This is a genomic window from Clostridium kluyveri DSM 555, from assembly GCF_000016505.1.
In the GTDB taxonomy this organism is placed as follows: Bacteria; Bacillota; Clostridia; order Clostridiales; family Clostridiaceae; genus Clostridium_B; species Clostridium_B kluyveri.
Window position 1 is genome coordinate 2,512,955 of sequence record NC_009706.1, and the last position, 18,697, is coordinate 2,531,651.

18 protein-coding genes and 1 pseudogene are annotated in these 18,697 nt (G+C 33.5%); 9 read left to right on the plus strand and 10 right to left on the minus strand.

Going from position 1 to position 18,697, the window contains the following annotated elements; genetic code table 11:
- Positions 1 to 9 precede the first annotated feature (9 nt).
- Both CKL_RS11900 and CKL_RS11905 read right to left on the minus strand, forming a co-directional pair.
- Complete coding sequence (locus tag CKL_RS11900) at positions 10 to 765, minus strand: class I SAM-dependent methyltransferase (protein WP_012102778.1); 756 nt, start codon at positions 763 to 765, stop codon at positions 10 to 12.
- A 29-nt stretch (positions 766 to 794) separates the two neighbouring features.
- The gene (locus tag CKL_RS11905) at positions 795 to 1,115 is read right to left on the minus strand and encodes a heavy metal-binding domain-containing protein (RefSeq protein ID WP_012102779.1); all 321 of its coding nucleotides are present in this window, start codon (positions 1,113 to 1,115) and stop codon (positions 795 to 797) included.
- A 185-nt stretch (positions 1,116 to 1,300) separates the two neighbouring features.
- Here CKL_RS11905 and msrB point away from each other — a divergent pair, with 185 nt between their 5' ends.
- Together msrB and CKL_RS11915 are read left to right on the plus strand one after the other, a co-directional pair.
- On the plus strand, positions 1,301 to 1,750 hold the full coding sequence (msrB, locus tag CKL_RS11910; protein ID WP_012102780.1) for a peptide-methionine (R)-S-oxide reductase MsrB: 450 nt from the start codon (positions 1,301 to 1,303) through the stop codon (positions 1,748 to 1,750).
- Between the two features lie 157 nt (positions 1,751 to 1,907).
- Complete coding sequence (locus CKL_RS11915; RefSeq protein ID WP_012102781.1) at positions 1,908 to 2,573, plus strand: SdpI family protein; 666 nt, start codon at positions 1,908 to 1,910, stop codon at positions 2,571 to 2,573.
- 39 nt (positions 2,574 to 2,612) lie between these two features.
- Here the strand turns inward: CKL_RS11915 and CKL_RS11920 are convergent, their stop codons facing one another.
- The 3 genes and pseudogenes from CKL_RS11920 to CKL_RS11930 all read right to left on the minus strand — a co-directional run bounded on the left by CKL_RS11920 (position 2,613) and on the right by CKL_RS11930 (position 4,616).
- Positions 2,613 to 3,359, minus strand: a complete 747-nt coding sequence (locus CKL_RS11920; RefSeq protein WP_012102782.1) for a MerR family transcriptional regulator — start codon at positions 3,357 to 3,359, stop codon at positions 2,613 to 2,615.
- A gap of 84 nt (positions 3,360 to 3,443) precedes the next feature.
- Positions 3,444 to 3,935, minus strand: a pseudogene (locus CKL_RS11925) (response regulator transcription factor); the annotation flags it as partial.
- 21 nt (positions 3,936 to 3,956) lie between these two features.
- Positions 3,957 to 4,616, minus strand: a complete 660-nt coding sequence (locus CKL_RS11930; protein WP_012102784.1) for a sensor histidine kinase — start codon at positions 4,614 to 4,616, stop codon at positions 3,957 to 3,959.
- 486 nt (positions 4,617 to 5,102) lie between these two features.
- On the opposite strand from CKL_RS11930, the gene CKL_RS11935 reads away from it, so the two are divergent.
- Entirely contained in the window at positions 5,103 to 5,714 is a 612-nt protein-coding gene (locus CKL_RS11935) for an ABC transporter ATP-binding protein (RefSeq protein WP_012102785.1), read from the plus strand.
- 129 nt (positions 5,715 to 5,843) lie between these two features.
- Complete coding sequence (locus tag CKL_RS11940) at positions 5,844 to 6,671, plus strand: ABC transporter permease (RefSeq protein WP_012102786.1); 828 nt, start codon at positions 5,844 to 5,846, stop codon at positions 6,669 to 6,671.
- Positions 6,672 to 6,770: 99 nt separating this feature from the next.
- Here the strand turns inward: CKL_RS11940 and CKL_RS11945 are convergent, their stop codons facing one another.
- Complete coding sequence (locus CKL_RS11945) at positions 6,771 to 7,445, minus strand: MarR family winged helix-turn-helix transcriptional regulator (RefSeq protein WP_012102787.1); 675 nt, start codon at positions 7,443 to 7,445, stop codon at positions 6,771 to 6,773.
- Between the two features lie 278 nt (positions 7,446 to 7,723).
- Between CKL_RS11945 and hcp the strand changes: the two genes are divergently transcribed.
- The 3 genes from hcp (at position 7,724) to CKL_RS11960 (ending at position 11,178) form a co-directional block, all read left to right on the plus strand.
- Entirely contained in the window at positions 7,724 to 9,376 is a 1,653-nt protein-coding gene (hcp, locus tag CKL_RS11950) for a hydroxylamine reductase (protein WP_012102788.1), read from the plus strand.
- 287 nt (positions 9,377 to 9,663) lie between these two features.
- Positions 9,664 to 10,611, plus strand: a complete 948-nt coding sequence (locus tag CKL_RS11955; protein WP_012102789.1) for a DUF3137 domain-containing protein — start codon at positions 9,664 to 9,666, stop codon at positions 10,609 to 10,611.
- Positions 10,612 to 10,614: 3 nt separating this feature from the next.
- A complete protein-coding gene (locus tag CKL_RS11960; protein ID WP_012102790.1) occupies positions 10,615 to 11,178 on the plus strand; it encodes a LemA family protein in 564 nt (187 codons plus the stop codon).
- 173 nt (positions 11,179 to 11,351) lie between these two features.
- Here the strand turns inward: CKL_RS11960 and CKL_RS11965 are convergent, their stop codons facing one another.
- The 4 genes from CKL_RS11965 to CKL_RS11980 form a co-directional block, all read right to left on the minus strand.
- Positions 11,352 to 13,100 (minus strand): ABC transporter ATP-binding protein, encoded by a 1,749-nt coding sequence (locus CKL_RS11965; RefSeq protein WP_012102791.1) that lies wholly within the window; start codon positions 13,098 to 13,100, stop codon positions 11,352 to 11,354.
- Positions 13,093 to 14,853 carry an ABC transporter ATP-binding protein gene (locus tag CKL_RS11970; protein WP_012102792.1) on the minus strand — a complete coding sequence of 587 codons (1,761 nt, stop codon included), beginning with the start codon at positions 14,851 to 14,853 and terminating at the stop codon, positions 13,093 to 13,095. The genes CKL_RS11965 and CKL_RS11970 overlap by 8 nt, the downstream gene beginning before the upstream one ends.
- Positions 14,854 to 14,996: 143 nt before the next feature.
- The gene (locus tag CKL_RS11975) at positions 14,997 to 15,962 is read right to left on the minus strand and encodes a helix-turn-helix domain-containing protein (RefSeq protein WP_012102793.1); all 966 of its coding nucleotides are present in this window, start codon (positions 15,960 to 15,962) and stop codon (positions 14,997 to 14,999) included.
- A 182-nt stretch (positions 15,963 to 16,144) separates the two neighbouring features.
- Positions 16,145 to 16,984 carry a pirin family protein gene (locus CKL_RS11980; protein ID WP_012102794.1) on the minus strand — a complete coding sequence of 280 codons (840 nt, stop codon included), beginning with the start codon at positions 16,982 to 16,984 and terminating at the stop codon, positions 16,145 to 16,147.
- 126 nt (positions 16,985 to 17,110) lie between these two features.
- Here CKL_RS11980 and CKL_RS11985 point away from each other — a divergent pair, with 126 nt between their 5' ends.
- Positions 17,111 to 17,407, plus strand: a complete 297-nt coding sequence (locus tag CKL_RS11985) for a 5-fold beta-flower protein (protein ID WP_012102795.1) — start codon at positions 17,111 to 17,113, stop codon at positions 17,405 to 17,407.
- Positions 17,408 to 17,928: 521 nt separating this feature from the next.
- Positions 17,929 to 18,690, plus strand: a complete 762-nt coding sequence (locus tag CKL_RS11990) for a flavodoxin family protein (protein WP_012102796.1) — start codon at positions 17,929 to 17,931, stop codon at positions 18,688 to 18,690.
- The last annotated feature ends 7 nt before the right edge of the window (positions 18,691 to 18,697 follow it).

The following is an 18,697-nucleotide window of genomic DNA, read 5'->3' on the forward strand; positions in this document are numbered from 1 at the left end:
ACCATTGGCTCAAATTTTCTTTTTCAGAATTTCCACTCTATATGTAGTTATATAATTTTCACTATAAGGATAATACTCTTTAACCCTTCGGGATAAATTATCTAAAATTCCAAATATTTTATCCCTATCTTTTTGTTCTGTTTTCATAAGCTCAAACCATTGAGGTAGTTCATACGAAACTTTATGGAAATTCAATTGTCCTTTTTCTAAAGGAAGCTCTCTTAGTAATTTGGTCCATAAACGTGGTGAATATGAAAATACATGAGAACTATCCCTCAATAGTTCAATCTCATTAAACATCTTTTCGGACTCATCTCCATCAACTACAGAACAATCTAAAATATATAATTTTCCTCCTGTTTTTAAAACTCTGCACATTTCTTTAAGTGCCATTTTGATATTTGAAAAGTGGTGTGCAGCTAATCTACAGACAACAATATGAAATGTGTTGTCTGGAATTTTCATATTATGAACATCTTCAATACGAAATTCTATATTGGTAATTCCATTTTCATATGACTGTTTTTTTGCTTCATATAACATTTCACGTGTAATGTCAATTGCTTCAACCTGTTGAGTATATTGTGCAAGTTTTATAGCTGTATGACCCGTACCAGTTGCCACATCTAAAACCTTATCTTCAGGTTGTGGATTCAATAATTTTATCATTCTATCAAGATCCCGGGCATTATTATGGACTGAACTATACCTATAATTAGAAGCATTTTTCCCAAAATTTTGTTGTACTCTGTTTTGATTTTCCACCTACAATCCCCCTTGAATTAAATCTATTTTTACTCAACTACTACTGCTGTTCCTGAAGCAGTTACCATGAGCATATTTCCTCCCTGTCCTAATACCTCATAATCAATATCTATCCCAATAACAGCATTTGCTCCAACAGCATACGCCCTATTTTTCAATTCTTCTAACGCTTCTTCTCTAGCCTGTATAAGTTCTCCTTCATAAGATTTTGAACGTCCTCCAAAAAAGTTAGTAAATCCCGCTGCAATATCTTTAATAGCATCTACTCCAGAAATTACTTCTCCAAAAACAATTCCTTTATATTCTAAAACTTTCTTTCCCTCTATACAATTTGTAGTTGTTACAATCATCATTATACCTCCAATTTTAAATTTTAAAAAGTTTATTATTAAATAACTCGATTGATTTTTTATACACTTTAAATAATATCAAATAATTCTAATATAGAAAAATAATTTAATATTTTAGTACACTTCCATTAAGGTTATAATAAACATATATTAATATTTTACAATAAATTAAAGGATGTGTTCTTATGTCAAATACTTATAATAAAGAATGTCTAAAGAAAAAGCTTTCTTCTATACAATATAAGGTAACTCAGGAAAATGAAACTGAACCCCCTTTTGAAAATGAATATTGGGACTTCAACGGAGAAGGTATATATGTGGACATCTGTAGTGGAGAACCCTTATTTACCTCTCTGGATAAATTTGATTCTGGCTGCGGCTGGCCAAGTTTTTCAAAGCCATTGGTTCCTGAAAATATAAATGAATCCAAAGACAATTCCCATGGAATGATTAGAACAGAAGTAAGAAGTAAAAATGGTAATTCTCATTTAGGCCATGTTTTTGATGACGGTCCAAAGGCATTAGGAGGACTCAGGTATTGTATAAATAGTGCTTCCATAAAATTTATACCTTTAGATGATTTAGATAGAAAAGGGTATGGTGAGTATAAAAAATTATTTAAAACATATAAATGATTTTTAAATAATCAAAGTAAAAAATTAAAAAATTCTACGCTTATAACAGATGAACGAAAAGGTCAAAATATTTATTATTCTCTGAATACTACTGTACTGCAGGAAGTAATTAATTGGTTCTTAAATGTAACAAATGCTAATAAAGGAGGTGCTGCAGATGAAAAAAATAGGTAAAGTTTTAAAAAAAGACTGGATTATTTTAATTATTATAATTTTGGGATTTGGATTTGGAGCATATTTCTATAGTTCACTTCCCGATAGAGTTCCTATACATTGGAATATAGAGGGTGAAGTTAACGGTTATGGAACCAAGTTCTTCGGAGCTTTTGGACTTCCATTAATAAATCTAGGATGTTATTTAATGTTTATTATACTTCCATATATAGATCCCAAGAAAAAAAATTATGAAAAATTCAATTCCACTTATCAATATTTAAAATATATATTAATTATATTTTTATTTGGAATACAAGTTATTACCCTTTTAGCATCAACTGGAGTAGTCATTAATATAGCAGATTATATACAAATCATGATATCATTGATATTTATTTTAATAGGAAATGTAATGGGAAGGTTTAGTCACAACTATTTTGTGGGGATAAAAACTCCCTGGACTTTAGCGGATGAACAGGTATGGAAAAGAACTCACAGAATTGCAGGACCACTTTGGGTTATAGGAGGTATTTTAAATTTATTATTAACTTTTACAGGTATATATTTTAAGAAGATAGGTTTTATAGTTATTCTAATAATAATTGTAGTTATCCCCATTATTTATTCTTATATTCTCTACAGAAAGATACATCCAAATATGAACTAGGTATAGGTGATAAATTTATCACCTATACTTTACTATAACCTAATTTAACTCTGCATACATTTCAGCTATTGTATAAAGATAATAACTAAGTCCAATTTGCTGCTTTTCAAGAACATCTCTGTGAAAATCATCTTCTAGAAAAAATCTGGCCTGTTTAACAAATAATTTTGAATTTATATTCATACTATGATTGTTTAAAAATTCAATATGATCTTTTAACACCTTTTGAAGTCTTTTATCACTTGCCTTCCATCCACTCTTTAGAGCAGTTGCCAAATATTCTATAAATCTTTGTGCTTCTTTTGCAGATTCATTCATATTTTCTAAATTTTTATATTTTATTTTAGGAATTTCATATCCATAGTTATCTTTAATATAGTTATTATGCTCTAAGAGTGCATTTTCCCATTCATCTACATTAAGTCCTTTAAACATTTCTTCTTTATTCATTGTTTCTCCTTTCTTTACTAGATTGATAGAACTGTCAATAGTCTCCAATAAAACATCCAATCTCTGCCTGCGCGCAAAAAGCAGTTTTTGCTGTTTAATTAAACACATTATACGACTTGGTTCATTCTCAAGTGTTTTCTTAATATCTTTTAGGGAAAAATCAAGTTCTCTATAAAATAATATTTGCTGAAGACGTTCAAGTTCTTTTTCTCCATAAAGACGATATCCTGCATCACTTATTTTACACGGCTTTAGCAATCCTATTTTATGATAATAATATAAGGTTTTTATTGTAACTCCTGTAAGTTCTGAAATTTTCTTAACCTTGTATAACATAATTTTTCACCTCATATATAATCATACGCCCTTACCAAAGGTCAGAGTCAATACTTTTCATATTTTTATAAATAAAAATTATATTTATAATTTAAACCTATACCCAGTTCCCCACGATGTTTCTATAAATTCTGGATTTTGGGGATCCTTTTCTATTTTCTTTCTTATTTTCTGAATATGTACTGCTACAGTGGCCAGATCACCAATAAACTCACTTCCCCATATGCTGTCGAATATATTCCCTTTAGTAAATACTATATTGGGATTTGAAGCCAAAAATACAAGTATCTCGTACTCCTTCGAAGTTAATTTTACTTCTTTCCCATTGACAGTTACTCTGTGGGAAGCTCTATTGATTTCAAGACCCTTAACCGCAATAATTTCCGAAGAAAAATTATTGCCCTTAAGCCTTTCATATCTGCTTATATGAGATTTTATTCTAGCTGCAAGCTCAGCAGGACTAAAAGGTTTTGTCATATAATCATCTGCTCCAAAATTTAGCCCTCTTATTTTGTCAATATCCTCATTTCTTGCAGAAACTACTATTACAGGTATTTCAAATTTCTTTCTCACTTTATTATTTCAAATCCATTTTTTTCAGATGCCCGCACACAAATAATCTTTCATTTCATATAATCTAACTTCTATCTTTATAACATTATTACAACTGTATTTTACTACATTTCCAATAATATTTCTAAATATCTGATTAACTCTTTTACAGTCAATATTTATATAACAATCTTTTTTCAATTCATCTACATAATTAAATTCAATTCCCCTATCTTCCATATCATATTTAAATTCTTCCATTAGATCATTCATAAAGTTTTTTACATCTACTTTTTCAAAATTCAATTCTAATTTTTGCATATCCAATTTTGAAAACAAAAAAAGATCCTCGATGAGTTTATTCATATAAACAGAATTATTATATATTATTTTATAATATTTGTTTATTTTATCCTGAGGTAAGTCCCTCATTTCTAACATTGTTTCAATATAACCTTGAATTGAAGTAATGGGAGTTTTAAGATCGTGAGAGATATTTGCAATAAGAAGCTTTCTATTTTCCTCATAGGCCTTTTTTAACTTATTTATTGGTTTGAATACATTGTTTTCTAAATTCATACTGAATAACACTTGATTTACTCCAATGGAACCAAAAATTATGGCAATAATTACTGCTACTGTTTTCCCTCCAAAATATCTGAATATAAGAAACCATAGTATTAAATTAAAAATTACGATAAACATATGTGAATGTCTCATATGCCTGGATTACCATTCAAATTCTCTATTATTTTTATATTCTATTTCAAATTTTTTGCGCATTTTTTCTTTTACCTCATGTATTTTATGGTGATTTTTTCTTTTCTCCTTTATATATACGTACAATTTCAATTTTTTTATCAATTAATTCAATAAATTTCACAGTTTTTTTCATAATATCCCCTAATCTTTTATCAAGTTCTTCTAATGTTCCGACGGAATTTGCTCTAAAGAAATGCCTATATATAATTTTAATCCAATTTTATTTATTTATAAATTATTTTAATATGCTCAATTAATATAGACATGTAAAGTGATTCTTAGACTCAACTAAAGTTTGTCCATAAAAATGTTTTTTTCATCTAAATCCTAGAAGAATTATTCAGGTGCTTAGTAATACTCACTTCTTATTTGAAGAAAATAAGAGGTAAATAATAACAGCGTTAGTATAAAAGTTAGGAGGTAAAAATTATGGAAAGTATAATTCAAGTAAAAAATTTCACTAAAAAATATGGGAGTTTTACCGCAGTAGATAATGTTTCTTTTGAAGTAGAGAGGGGGAGTATTTTTGCATTTCTAGGTCCAAATGGTGCAGGTAAGAGCACAACTATAAATACCCTGTGTACTATAATAGATAAAACTTCAGGTGAACTTAAAATCAATGGTCGTGAAGTTTCAAAAGAAAAATCTAAAGTTAGAAATGACATAGGCATAGTATTTCAAGAGTGTACTTTAGACATCAAGCTGACTATTGAAAAAAATATAAAATTGCACTATGAATTCTATAATGTTCCAAAACCTGAAATTAAGGGAAGAGTTGATTTTGTACTGGAACTTGTACATTATCCCAAAGTACTTTTCTTGGACGAACCAACCAAAGGTCTTGATCCTCAGACTAGATTAAATATAATGACCATAATAGACCATGGAAAAATAGTAGCCTATGATACTCCTCACAATCTTAAAAGAGAATATACTTCAAAACTGACTAAAATAAAAGTTTCAGATAACGATTCACTTATAAGATACTTAAAAATTAAGGGCATTGAGTATACATTAGAAAAGGATATATTTAAAATATAATTCCAATGAATTAAAAAATATTTTAGATATCATAACCATATTTAAAGAATCAATCTGTGATTTTGAAATTAGCACAGGTACTCTAAACGATGTATTTTTAACCTTGACAGGAAAGGAGATAAGAGAATAATGAGAGGAATAATTGCTATTTTAAAAAGAAACCTAACTAATTTTATACGAGATAAAATGAGACTTGCATTTTCAATAATTATGTCTGTATTTTTTCTCTTTGTATTTTCCTTCGTTATGAAATCCACTGCAGTAGGTATTGTCCAGCCTCTTAACTACCTTATTTCTGGAATAATAATCATGACAGTTTTCCAGGCCGCATTGAGCAATTCTACCAGTATAATTGAAGATATGTCCATGGGTTTTATGAAAGAGATAATTGTCTCACCTATAAAAAGATGGCAAATATCCATAGGACAAGTTCTCTCCTCTACTGTAATTGCATTTTTTCAGGGTTTACTGGTTATAGTTCTGGGTATGTTTATGGGACTTAATTTGAGTATATTTCAATTTTTACAGATGTGTGCTGTCATGTTACTGGTTGGGATAACCTTTAGCTGCATTGGACTGTATCTGGCTTCCCTTGCAAAAAGCTCTACCACCTTTCAGATAATGATAACTGTATTTACTTTTCCTCTAACTTTTTTATCCGGTGCCTATATTCCAACTACTATTATGCCAAAAATAATTCAACCTTTGGTGTATATAAATCCACTTACCTATACTACTTCAATTTTCAGATATATTACACTTGATATGAAAAATTTAACCTTAACTGCATTGATAAAAAGTGGAGTGGCATTTAATATTCACGGTTTTATTATAAGACCGTACGCAGGGTTATTTATAATTTCCATCATGTGTGCTGTTTTTTTCATACTTTCAGTTATCCAGTTTAATAAAGCTGATTTTTCAAATATTAAGGTATTTGATCCCCATGCAAAATAAAAATTTATAGAAATATTTACAATAAACAAAGGTGCCGCTCTTTGACTCTTAGATATGCGGCACCAACATTGTGATATTAAAATTTCTTACATCTATTTATTATTTATCCTCCGGCTTTTTATCCCTTTGTTCACCAAAGTGAAAACCGTTCTGCCAGTTACCATGTGGATCGTGGTCATTTGGGTTAGGTGGCTCATGTGCCAATTTTCTGGACCACATATCATGGAATCTTGAACCGAAAAATCCGCCGCGCATGGACCTGAGGCGTTCAACTTGCTCATGTCCCATACGGGAACGAGCAGCACACATCCACTCATCCCACTCGTCATCGTTCACTTCAGCACCAAGTTGAGACTCCAGCACAGTGATTATCCTGTCCAGATATTTGCCGAATGCCGCCTGTTCCTCTTCACTGAGACAGCTAAAAATACTTTCAGAATTGAGACCTGATTCCTGGTGTTCATTTTTACCCTTCTCAGTCAGCATTACCAACATGATACGCTTATCCTCCTCAGACGGAACACGGACGACGTAGCCCTTCTTCTCCAGCTTGTTTAGCAGCTCATTAAGTGATTGCTGCCGAATACCCAACAGATAGGAAAGGTCTTTGGTACTAATTCCCTCCTGTAGCTTGAGTATAGCTAGAACCCTGCCCTGCCCGCGCGTTGGATCGGCCATTGGACCGTATTGTGCATGACTCAACAAATGGTGGCGCTGCAAAAGCCACTGGAGTTTTGACATCTTTTCATAGAGTTCGTTAAAATTATTTTCCATCTAGTAAATCCTCCTTAATTAATTTATAACAGGTACCTTTAGTATTATTATACTGGTACCTGTTATAAATGTCAAGATATTTTTCACAGGTGCCTGTAATAAATTATATGGCAAAATGACCAAACCACCCACTTCAATAAATCCATTATTTGCCTTTGGCAATATATAAAACAGTGATATTACTAGAATAAACTAATAATGAATACCCATAGAATAATTATTGCCAAAAATATAATAATAACTATATGGAATAATTATTTACAGGAGGCGATATTAAAATGGGAAATTCTATGTTTTGCTATCAATGTGAACAAACTTTTGGTGGAAAGGGATGCACAAAAAGTGGGGTTTGTGGTAAAACTCCGGAAATTGCAAATTTACAGGATTTATTGATATATCAATTGAAAGGTATATCCTGTTACGTAAAAAACCTAATTGACAGAGGAGAAACTATAGATAAAAATATAGTAACATTTTTGGAGAATTCTTTATTCACTACCCTTACAAATGTAAACTTTGATTCAAACTCTCATGTAAAATTATTAAAAGAATCACAGAAAATAAAAGAATCATTGAGAAATAAATCTCCAGAAGGAAAATATCCAGATGCAGCTACATATAATTTAAGTGACACAAAAGAGGATATGTTAAAAGATTCAGTTAAAGCTGGAATTATGTATGACGAAAATCTGGATGCTGATATCAGATCCCTGCGCTCTACCATATTGTATGGATTAAAAGGTATAAGTGCCTATGGCCATCAAGCAAGATTTATAGGATACACCAGTGAGCAGATAGATCAATTCTACTTCTTAGCATTAGAAGCCACCACCAACGATAATTTAACCCTGCAAGACATGATTCGCATGACAATGAGAACCGGTGATATGAGTGTAGAAGTTATGAAGACACTGGATAAGGCAAATACATCCAGATATAAAGATCCCTCTATCCATAAAGTTAATGTAAATATAAAAAAAGGCCCTTTTATAATTGTATCAGGACATGATTTAAGAGATTTAGAAATGCTTCTTAAGCAAACAGAAAACAAGGGAATCAATATTTATACCCACGGGGAGATGCTGCCTGCGCATGGATATCCAGAGCTAAAAAAATATAAACACCTGGTAGGTAACTATGGTTCAGCCTGGCAAAACCAACAGAAAGAATTTGACGGAATACCTGGTTGTATTTTAATGACTACCAATTGTTTAATGAGACCAAGAGAAACATATAAGGATAGAATATTTACCACCAGTGTTGTTGGGTGGGATGGTGTTCAGCACATAGATGTAAATGAAGACGGAACAAAAGACTTTAGTGTAATAATAAATAAGGCCTTAGAACTTGGAGGATTTAAAGAAGATGAAAAACCAAAAGAGATTTTAGTAGGATTTGGTCATAAAGAAACTCTATCCCATGCAAGTGAAATAGTAAACGCCGTAAAAAAAGGAATCATAAGACATTTCTTTTTAATAGGCGGTTGTGATGGGGCAAGACCTGGCAGAAACTACTATACCAGCTTTGCACAGATGGTACCTAATGACTGTATAATACTTACTTTAGCCTGTGGAAAATACAGATTTAATAAATTGGATTTTGGAACAATTGAGGGCCTTCCAAGATTACTTGATGTGGGTCAATGCAATGATGCTTATTCAGCAGTTAGAATAGCTACAGCACTTGCAGATGCTTTTGACACAGATGTAAATTCTCTTCCACTGACAATAATACTATCCTGGTATGAACAAAAAGCAGTAGCGGATTTATTGGCATTACTGTCCCTTGGGGTAAAAGGAATATATTTAGGACCAAGTTTGCCTGCATTTATATCCCCTAATATACTTCAATATCTAGTAGATACCTTTGATATAAGGCCAATCAGCACTCCTGAAGAGGACTTGAAAAGTTCTCTTAAACAAGCAAATTGAAAAAGTGTTGAAAATGGAAAATTCCCATTCCATAAGGATGTTTTTAGTTTTCAAGATTTGCCGTAGGATATATTTTATATTTTACGGCCTTTTTCTTGCTCTAAATCCTGCCTGAGAAGTTAAATTACGCCTCCAATCTATTTTTAAAAAAATTACTAAGATTTCTTAACAATTCACACAGAAGATAAAATTCATGTTAAACTCAAATTATTTCACAGGGAATAAAGCATGAAATTATCCTTCTGCTTGGTACAGTTGCCCAGCAAATTATTTTTAGGAGGGGTCAAATGAAAACAACAGAAAAACCAGTAGTTGAAACAGATGTCCATGATAACGAACTTAGTTCCAATTTACAAATTCTTAGAATAAAGTCTCTAGTTGGCAAAACCCTGTTCTACTCAACCATTCCCTGTGGATTTGCAATTCTTGCATACTTTTCAATACAGGAGGTATGGGCAGCCGCGGCTGCAACAGTAGCCCTGGGGTTTGTGGTTCTTTTTGTAAGTTTTAATGTCTGGACATCCTCCTCGAGCAAGCTGAAGAAGATGTTAGGTCAAAATATCACTAAACCTATTTTGGAGGGGATTTTCCAGGTGATAGACTATTTACCTGAATCGGGAATTTCAGTAGATTTAATTCGCTCCTCCAATCTCATCCACCATTGGGACACATACAGTGGCAGCGACTTCCTACAAGGGAAATACAAAGGGATAGATGTTCTCTATTCTGATATTCATCTACAGGAAAAGATTGAAGAAACAGACGAAGACGGAAAAACACAAACACGTTATGAGACAAGATTCAAGGGCCAATGGCTTATCTGTGATTTTCATAAAGAGCTTGCCGCTTACTTGCAGATCAGAGAGAACCGTGAACACAGGATTTTCAAAGGGTACAAAAAGTCCAAATCGGATATACAAACCGACAATCCGGAGTTTAATGAGAAATTTCAGATTTTGACCTCAGATGGACATACTGCATTTTATGTGCTCACTCCTCACTTCATGGAGCACATCATATCCACAGACACCTTGGCAAAAGCACAATCTTTCTTTTGCTTTGGGGATGGCAAGGTACATATTGCTCTGCACAGCGGGCGGGATTCCTTTGAACTTAAAGGCATAAGAATAAATGACCTTGAGAAAATCCGCAGGGATTTCCGCAAGGAACTTATCCATATGACTGGAATCATTGACGAGCTTCTTCTCAATGATGAATTATTCAAGGAGGTATAAGTCATGGATCTTTTAACATCTATTATACTATCTGTTATTATTTTGATTTTAATCATAGTGCTTATCACTGTCATTTGGTGGATCATGACCAGCAACAATTTCAAGCGTACATCTATCAAAACTTCCGAAGCTCTGTCGGGCATTGAGGTGGCACTAACCAAACGATATGATATGCTTACAAAATTATTGGATGTAGCCAAAGGCTATGCATCTCATGAGAAGACCCTTTTTATGGAAACTATAACCCTGCGGAAAGGCATGTCGGTATCTGAAATAAATGATGCAGACAACCAAATTAACGCCATGGCTTCTCGCATCAACGCCGTAGCAGAGGCGTACCCTGAACTACGTTCCAGTGATGTGTTTTGTGAGCTTCAGGCAGGTATTCGTGATGCGGAGGAGCATTTGCAAGCAGCGCGGCGATTGTATAACAGTATCGTGACGCGATATAATACGGCAATGGCAGTATTTCCCTCAAGCATCGTGGCAAACTCCCAAAAGTTGGCACCAGTTGATTTCTTCAAAACTGAGGAATGGAAAAAGGCCGATGTAAAGATTCAATTTTAATAATCCGATCTATTTTTCATAACACATCTGACAGTTTTCTACTGTCTTTTCCTCATGTACCTCAGTACCATAGCTTTTGAACCCCGCGTCTAACGTGGGGTTCAGGGCGTGGACAAATTCTATATTTTATTTATAAGATATAAGCAAACTTGAATTTCTCTTTAATATTGACGTTATCCTAAATTCCATCCAATGGCCTTTTTCCTTATCTGGATAAACTCCCTGTAGATGCCCTTCTCTCTTATAAGTTCTTCATGTTTTCCACTTTGTACAATATGTCCTCCACTCAACACGAAAATTTTATCTGCATTTCTCACTGTTGAAAGACGATGAGCGATCATAATAACAGTCTTGTATTTTGTAAGTTCTCGGATGGCAAGCTGAAGCTGGTTTTCATTTTCAGGATCCACGCTTGAAGTGGCCTCGTCCAAAATAATTATAGAAGCATCCTTTAGTATAGCCCTTGCAATGGAAATACGCTGTTTTTCTCCCCCTGAGAGACTGCTTCCACCTTCTCCAATTAACGTATTGTATCCTTCAGGAAGCTTCTCTATAAACTCATGACAGCTGGCCCTTTTAGCTGCTTCAACTACTTCCTCCATGGTTGCCTCTGGATATCCAAACTTTATATTGTTCAAAATGGTATCATGAAACAAATATACATTTTGAAATACCATGCTTATATTTCTCATAAGACTTTCACATGTGTATTCCTTCACGTCATATCCTCCAAGTAGAACTCTACCTTCATTTACATCCCAAAATCTGGCTATAAGGCTGCAAATAGTACTTTTCCCTCCTCCAGAAGGCCCTACAATAGCCACTGTTGAATTTTGCGGTATGGTAAGAGTTATGTTGTCTAGAATCTTTCTTTCATCATAGGAAAAAGATACATTTTTAAGTTCTATATTATAATTTTCAGGTTGAATGTCCCTCCCACTTTCATCCATAAGAGGTATTTCTTCTACGGTCTGAATTTTATCCATGCTGCTGTCAAGCAATCTAAGTACTCCCGATACAGTTCCAATTAGCTCAATATAGGAGTAAATCACAAAACTTGATACGACCATCATGAGAGTACTTAAAAGAGAAAGTCTGCCTCCTGAAAAAAGGTAGCAGGACATAAGAATGATAGTACATGCTGCAATCTTGAAAACATACAGATAAAGTGCAATCAACTTGTTAAACACCTTCTCAAGGCCCATATTCCTCTTTCGGCTTTCTTCAATGGCTTCATCCACCGCCCTGTTTGATTTTTCACCAAGTCCAAAAGATTTTACAATGGATATCCCCTGTATATATTCCAACACCGCAGAAACAAGGGCACCCTGTGCTTCCTGACGTTTTGGAGCAATATCAATACTCTTTTTCTGAAGTATGGAATTTACAATCATACCTAAAATAATGGCTAGAATAGATATAATACCCATGCGCCAATCAAAAATGCTTATTACAATACTTATTATAACTGCATGAACAAATCCCACAATAATCCTATCTAAAATATCCCCTGCCTTGTTCTCAATATCCCCAATGGTAGTAGTAACTGCAGAAGAAATCTCCCCAAGCCTATTGGAACTAAAATAACCCATAGGCATTCTCTTTAATCTATCCCCAATTTCAATTCTCTTGTCCGAACACATGGAAAAACATGCAATACTTCTTTTTTCATTAGCTAGATAACCAAATAATATTTTACCGGCCAGCCCTACAGCCATTATCAAAAATGCCAAAAATACAGTTTCCATAGTAATATTTTCTCCTGTATCTCTTGCAACTATAATGCTGTTTAGAGCATACACCATGGCGAAAATAGGCATTGCCTGACAAATGGAGAATATAACATCAAGTGCAAAGGACTGTATCAGCTTTCCCCTGTGCTTTCCCGAAAATATCAAAATCCTTTTTATGGTCTTAAGCATATTTTTCCCCTCCTTTTATCTCATCTTTATCTTTAGTTCCTATATGAGCCTCCCACATTTTTCTATAAAGATTGCAATTTTCAAGCAGTTTTTCATGAGTTCCCTGAGCTTCTATCTTGCCTTGATTTACCACAACTATATTATCTGCAGTTGTAATGGTGGAAAGCCTATGGGCTATTACAATTAAAGTTTTCCCCTTTACCATATGAGATATGGACTCCTGTATTATGGCCTCATTTTCAGGATCCGCATAGGCAGTGGCTTCATCAAGTACAATTACAGGACTATTTTTCAATATGGCCCTCGCAATTGAAATACGCTGCCTTTCCCCTCCTGAAAAATGCTTGCCTGCCTCACCTGCTTCTGTTTCATATCCATTTTGAAGACACATTGTAAAATCATGACAGCTGGCTTTTTTAGCTGCTTCTATAATTTCTTCATCCGATGCACCCTCCTTTCCAATTCTGATATTTTCCTTTATGGAGGTGTTAAACAGAAAATTTTCCTGTGATACATAGGATATCACATCACTTATCTGCTTAAGTGGAATATCTTTTACATCCACATCATCTATGGTTATCCTCCCGCCTGAAGCTTCCCAGAAACTGGCGATAAGTTTTGCTATAGTTGATTTTCCTGAACCTGATGGCCCCACAATAGCTGTCATTCTACGTGGGACTGTATCAAAGGATATTCCCTTTAGAATTTCAGTGTCATCATAGCTGAATGTCACATCTTGAAACTTTATTTTATAGTTCTTTAATTTTTTATATTGAGATGGACGTTTTAATTCCTCCTTATCTAATATTTGGTATACCTGTCCAATAATAGTTCCCATAGAAGCTATGCTGTCAGTGTACTGCATAGCCTGTACAAGAGGTGTCAAAAGTCCAAAACACAATATTATACAAGTTATGAACACTGAGAGAGCCAAAGTTCCATTTATGTAGAAATAAAGTCCTGAAGGTATGACAAAAAGCAGTGCCTCAGGAGTAACATACATAACAGCTGTATACAAAAACAGTGTGTTTTTGAAAAAAGCCGTCACTGCATCACAATTGTTTTCTACAGAGTCGGAATACTTCTTGTAGGAAGTTGAAGACTGGTTAAATGCTTTTATTGCCTCAATGCCGTTTACATATTCCACTACATTGGAATTCATCACATTACCGGCCTGGACATATTTCTTATAATAGTACACATATTTTTTCATGATAAGCTTATATAGCAGCATTCCCATAGGTATTGTAACAAGGGATATAAGAGCCATACGCCAGTCAAGGTAAAATAAATATAAAAGCACAAATATCGGTACCAGAAGGTTTGATGTCATTTCTGGTATTACATGGGCAAGAGGTTCCTCAAGTTTTTCAACCGTATCCACCATTATTGTCTTCAATTCTCCAGATGGATTTTCCAGTACATATCCAAGAGGAACCTTTGAAAGTTTTTCAGCAAACTTTACACGAATATTTTTTAGGATTGTAAAGGCTGCACTATGGGATATAGAAGTGGAAAGTGCATTAAAGCCTACTTTTCCTGTATATCCTGCCAAAGCAGCAAGGACAACATATGAAAGCTGCCTGAAGTCAGAGTTTCCATCTATAATTTTCACCGTAATGTTTGCAGCAGCAAAATAGGGTATCATGCCGCAGGCCACACCAAGTACGGCAAGAATCACCGAAACTGTCATTTTGTCCTTGCACTGAGAAGCAAAGTACATCAATTTTCTAAAAGTGCTATCTTTTTTCATGTTCAACCTCCTTATATTATTAAAGAAAAAAATAGGGATATAATTCAGTATAGTTAGTTCCATCTAACTATACTGAATTATATCCCTATGCCCCTTATTTATCTACTCCATTTATACATTTATGCTCCAAAACCGCCCATAAATTATCTTCTTCTAAATTTACCTGGAGTCATTCCCATAATATCATGAAAGGCTTTTGAAAATTTACTAGCATTTTCATAGCCCACCATCATTGCAATGCCCCCTACAGTATTTTTAGTATTCAAAAGCATTCCCGCAGCTTTTTTTATCCTAAATTCCCTTATAAATGCATAATAAGTTTTACCATATATCTCTTTAAAACACTCCGAAAATGTCCTAGTATTTATCTCATACTTATTGCCTATTTCCTTTATGGTAATATATTTTTCCACATTTTCCGTAACATCTTCCTTTATAAGTTTTACCTTGCTTATAATCCTTCTATCAAAATATTTTCCCTTTATTTCAGATACCTGTATATCCTTGTCAATCAAAAAAAGCACCAGTTCTGAAAATTTAACAATGGCCCTTTCTCTCCAAAAATCATCCTCTGATATTATATTCCCCATTATATCTTGTATGTACCTGTTATTGGACAATATCATGAATTTTCCATGGATATTCATCTTGTGAAGCAGCATATAACTTGTAATCCTGGTTTTTCCAAACATGTTTTTCAGAAAATCATCCAGATTCTCTTCTGTAGTAGTAATTGAAATACCCCTATAATTTCCCAGTGGAAAGTTGTGTTTATGACTGCCACTAGACAAAATCGCCACTGCAAAATCCCCTGGTGCCACATAAAATATTTTTTGATTTAAACAATCCAGTTCACACCTGCCTGCCATGCAGTAATTCATTTCTATAATACCTTTTTCCTCCACAGGAAAAAATTCATTAACCTTTAATTCAAAATCATGATATACAATCCATATACCTCTAAGTATTTCATACTGCACAGTTTTTCCCTTAATATAATTTTCATTGTAATAATAAACCGTCTTGTTTTCGTCCCTTTGAACTTTTTCAATCATATCTTCAAAGGAGGCATGCCATCTGGCATCGGCTATATACAACTCCTTGTCCAAAAAATTCTCCCCATTTCCATATTTTATTTTAATATCTTTGTTTTCATTATAATTGCCACCTATCTCTGTATTTTATCTTTCCACTTTCTCCAGTATGAACACTCCTGTACCCCTTATAAGTTTTTCTAAGGCTCAGATGATAAGAGTATTACTTATGAGAAAACTCCATCTGAGCCTTTAAATTACTTAATAAAAGTTCCATTATCCAGTTCCTTAAAAGCCATAGTAAGTTCATCATCTGAATTCATTACAATAGGGCCTCCCCAGGCAACTGGTTCCTTTAAAGGCTTTCCTGTAAATAAAATAAAGTGAATTTTTTCTTTATCAGATTTTACTTCTATTTTATCACCATTTTCAAAAAGAGCCGCACTTTTTTCATATATTGGATTTTTCATTCCTCCATCAAAATAACCATATCCTCTAAAAATATATATAAATGCAGTATCATATTCCTTCGTTTCAAAAGACCATTTTGAGTCAGCCTCCATTTTAACTTCCAAAATATTTGCTTTTACATATCCTCCATCAAAGTCCCCACTTGTATCTTTGTATTTTCCAGATATAACTTTTATATTACATCCTTGTTCTTTCACTTCACCTATATCTTTTCTTTCTATACTTCTATATTTTGGGGAACACATTTTATTTTTTCTAGGAAGGTTTATCCAAAGTTGAAATCCCATCATAAGCTCAAAGACCTGTGGCATTTCCTGATGAATTATTCCGCTCCCTGCAGTCATCCACTGGCAGCATCCATCTTCAATTACACCTATATTCCCCATACTGTCTTTATGTTCTATTTTCCCATTTATAAGATATGTTACTGTATCTATGCCCCTGTGGGGATGCCATGGAAAACCTTTTGTATAATCTTCTGGATTAGTAGAATCAAAAATATCAAGCATTAAAAATGGATCAAACTCCTTTACTGTACCAATAGACAGTATTCTGACAAGCTTCACTCCCGCTCCATCTTTTTCTATATTGCCTTTTATCACTTTTTTTATTGCTCTGGTTGACATAAAAATCCCTCCAATATTCATTATAAGTGTAAATTTGTAGCAATGGGACTAACTTTTCATATAATATAGCATATAAAATTAACTATTACAACTTATCTAAACACAATAGGAAAAGGTGAGGGTTATATGGAAAGAATATATGATAGTAATGATACAAGGGTAGGATATTTAAAACACAATGATACTGTTTATGACAGATATCACAGAATTGTTGGATATATTGATGCCCCAGTACTTTATGATGCAAATTATAGACGAATAGGCTACGTAAAAAATGGAACTATATATAAGCATAATGGCCATCCGGCATGTTATTTCAATGGTTGGCATGTTCATGACATGAGAGGCCACAGACTAGGACATGTAAACAGTTCCTGGCTGGGATTGCTTGCGGCCGGTCTATTACTAGGTCTATATTATTAGTTTGTGGTACCTAGATATAGTTGACTTTTGTAATTTAGATCCATAATGCTTTAATTTATCCTATGATAAAATTAACTAATACCCCCAGCTTCTTTAAGATGGGGGATAAACACCTTATATGCCCTATGTTTTAGGTATGATGTAAATAGACTCTAAATAAATTTAAAATTTAACGTATACTTTTAATACTGTGTATGTTAAATTTATAATACAGACTTGTAATATATTTACTACAATCTTAAAAATCAAATGATTATACCTTGTTGCAATCCACTTCCTACTAGTAATAAATCCACAAAATTCATTTACTTTTAATACATAAACAGTACTTTGTGTAAGAACACATATGTTGTGGAATTAACAATATATTCTGGTTCAGATGGTAGTAAACTCTTTAAGCCCACTTAGTCATTCATTTGTAGGCATAAAGAATGTTAACTCGACAAATGGCTTTAACATAAAATCCTGAATAAAGAAAAGGCCAAGGCTGGAACTGGATTAAGAAAAGGGGGAAAATAGAAATGAAGATTACTGTTATTAATGGAAGTCCTAAAGGTAAAGATAGCAATACTAATATAATGATTACCGCCTTCTTAAAGGGGGCAAAGAGGGCAGGGGCAACAACTGTTAACATTTTCTTGGCAGAAAAAGAAATTAAACATTGTCTAGGTTGTTTTTCCTGTTGGTTCGTTACTCCTGGACAATGTGTGATTAAAGATGACATGTCAGATATTATTGCTCAAGGTGAGGGAACAGATATTCTTATTTTAGCTACACCGCTTAAATATGCTAACCTATCCAGTATGCTAAAAGTTTTTATTGAACGAATGTTGGTGTTGTGCAATCCATATTTTGAAATAACTCCAATAGGAATCAGACACCCGAAAAAAATAGCAGCAGCAGAAGCACAGTCATCTTTTTATCGTTCTAAACTAGTAATGATGGCTAACGGTGCTCTTTCTACCAGAGATCATTTCCAAGTAATTTCCAAATGGGTTAATAAATTGGCTTTCTACAATCATACAGAAGTACTTGGAGAAATATATGCTCCGCAAGGACTTCTTCTCAATACCCAAAATAAGGAATTACGACCTATTATTGATAATTATCTGCAGCTTTTGGAACAGGCAGGTCAAGAATTTGTAACCATGAACAGACTGTCAGATCAGACAGCAAAATCATTGGAACAGAACTTTATTCCTACTGATATTTACGTTAAACAAGTTAATAGTTTATTTGATAATTTACTTGATAAATTGGAACATCCTTACTCCAGGTGGTAGATGAAAT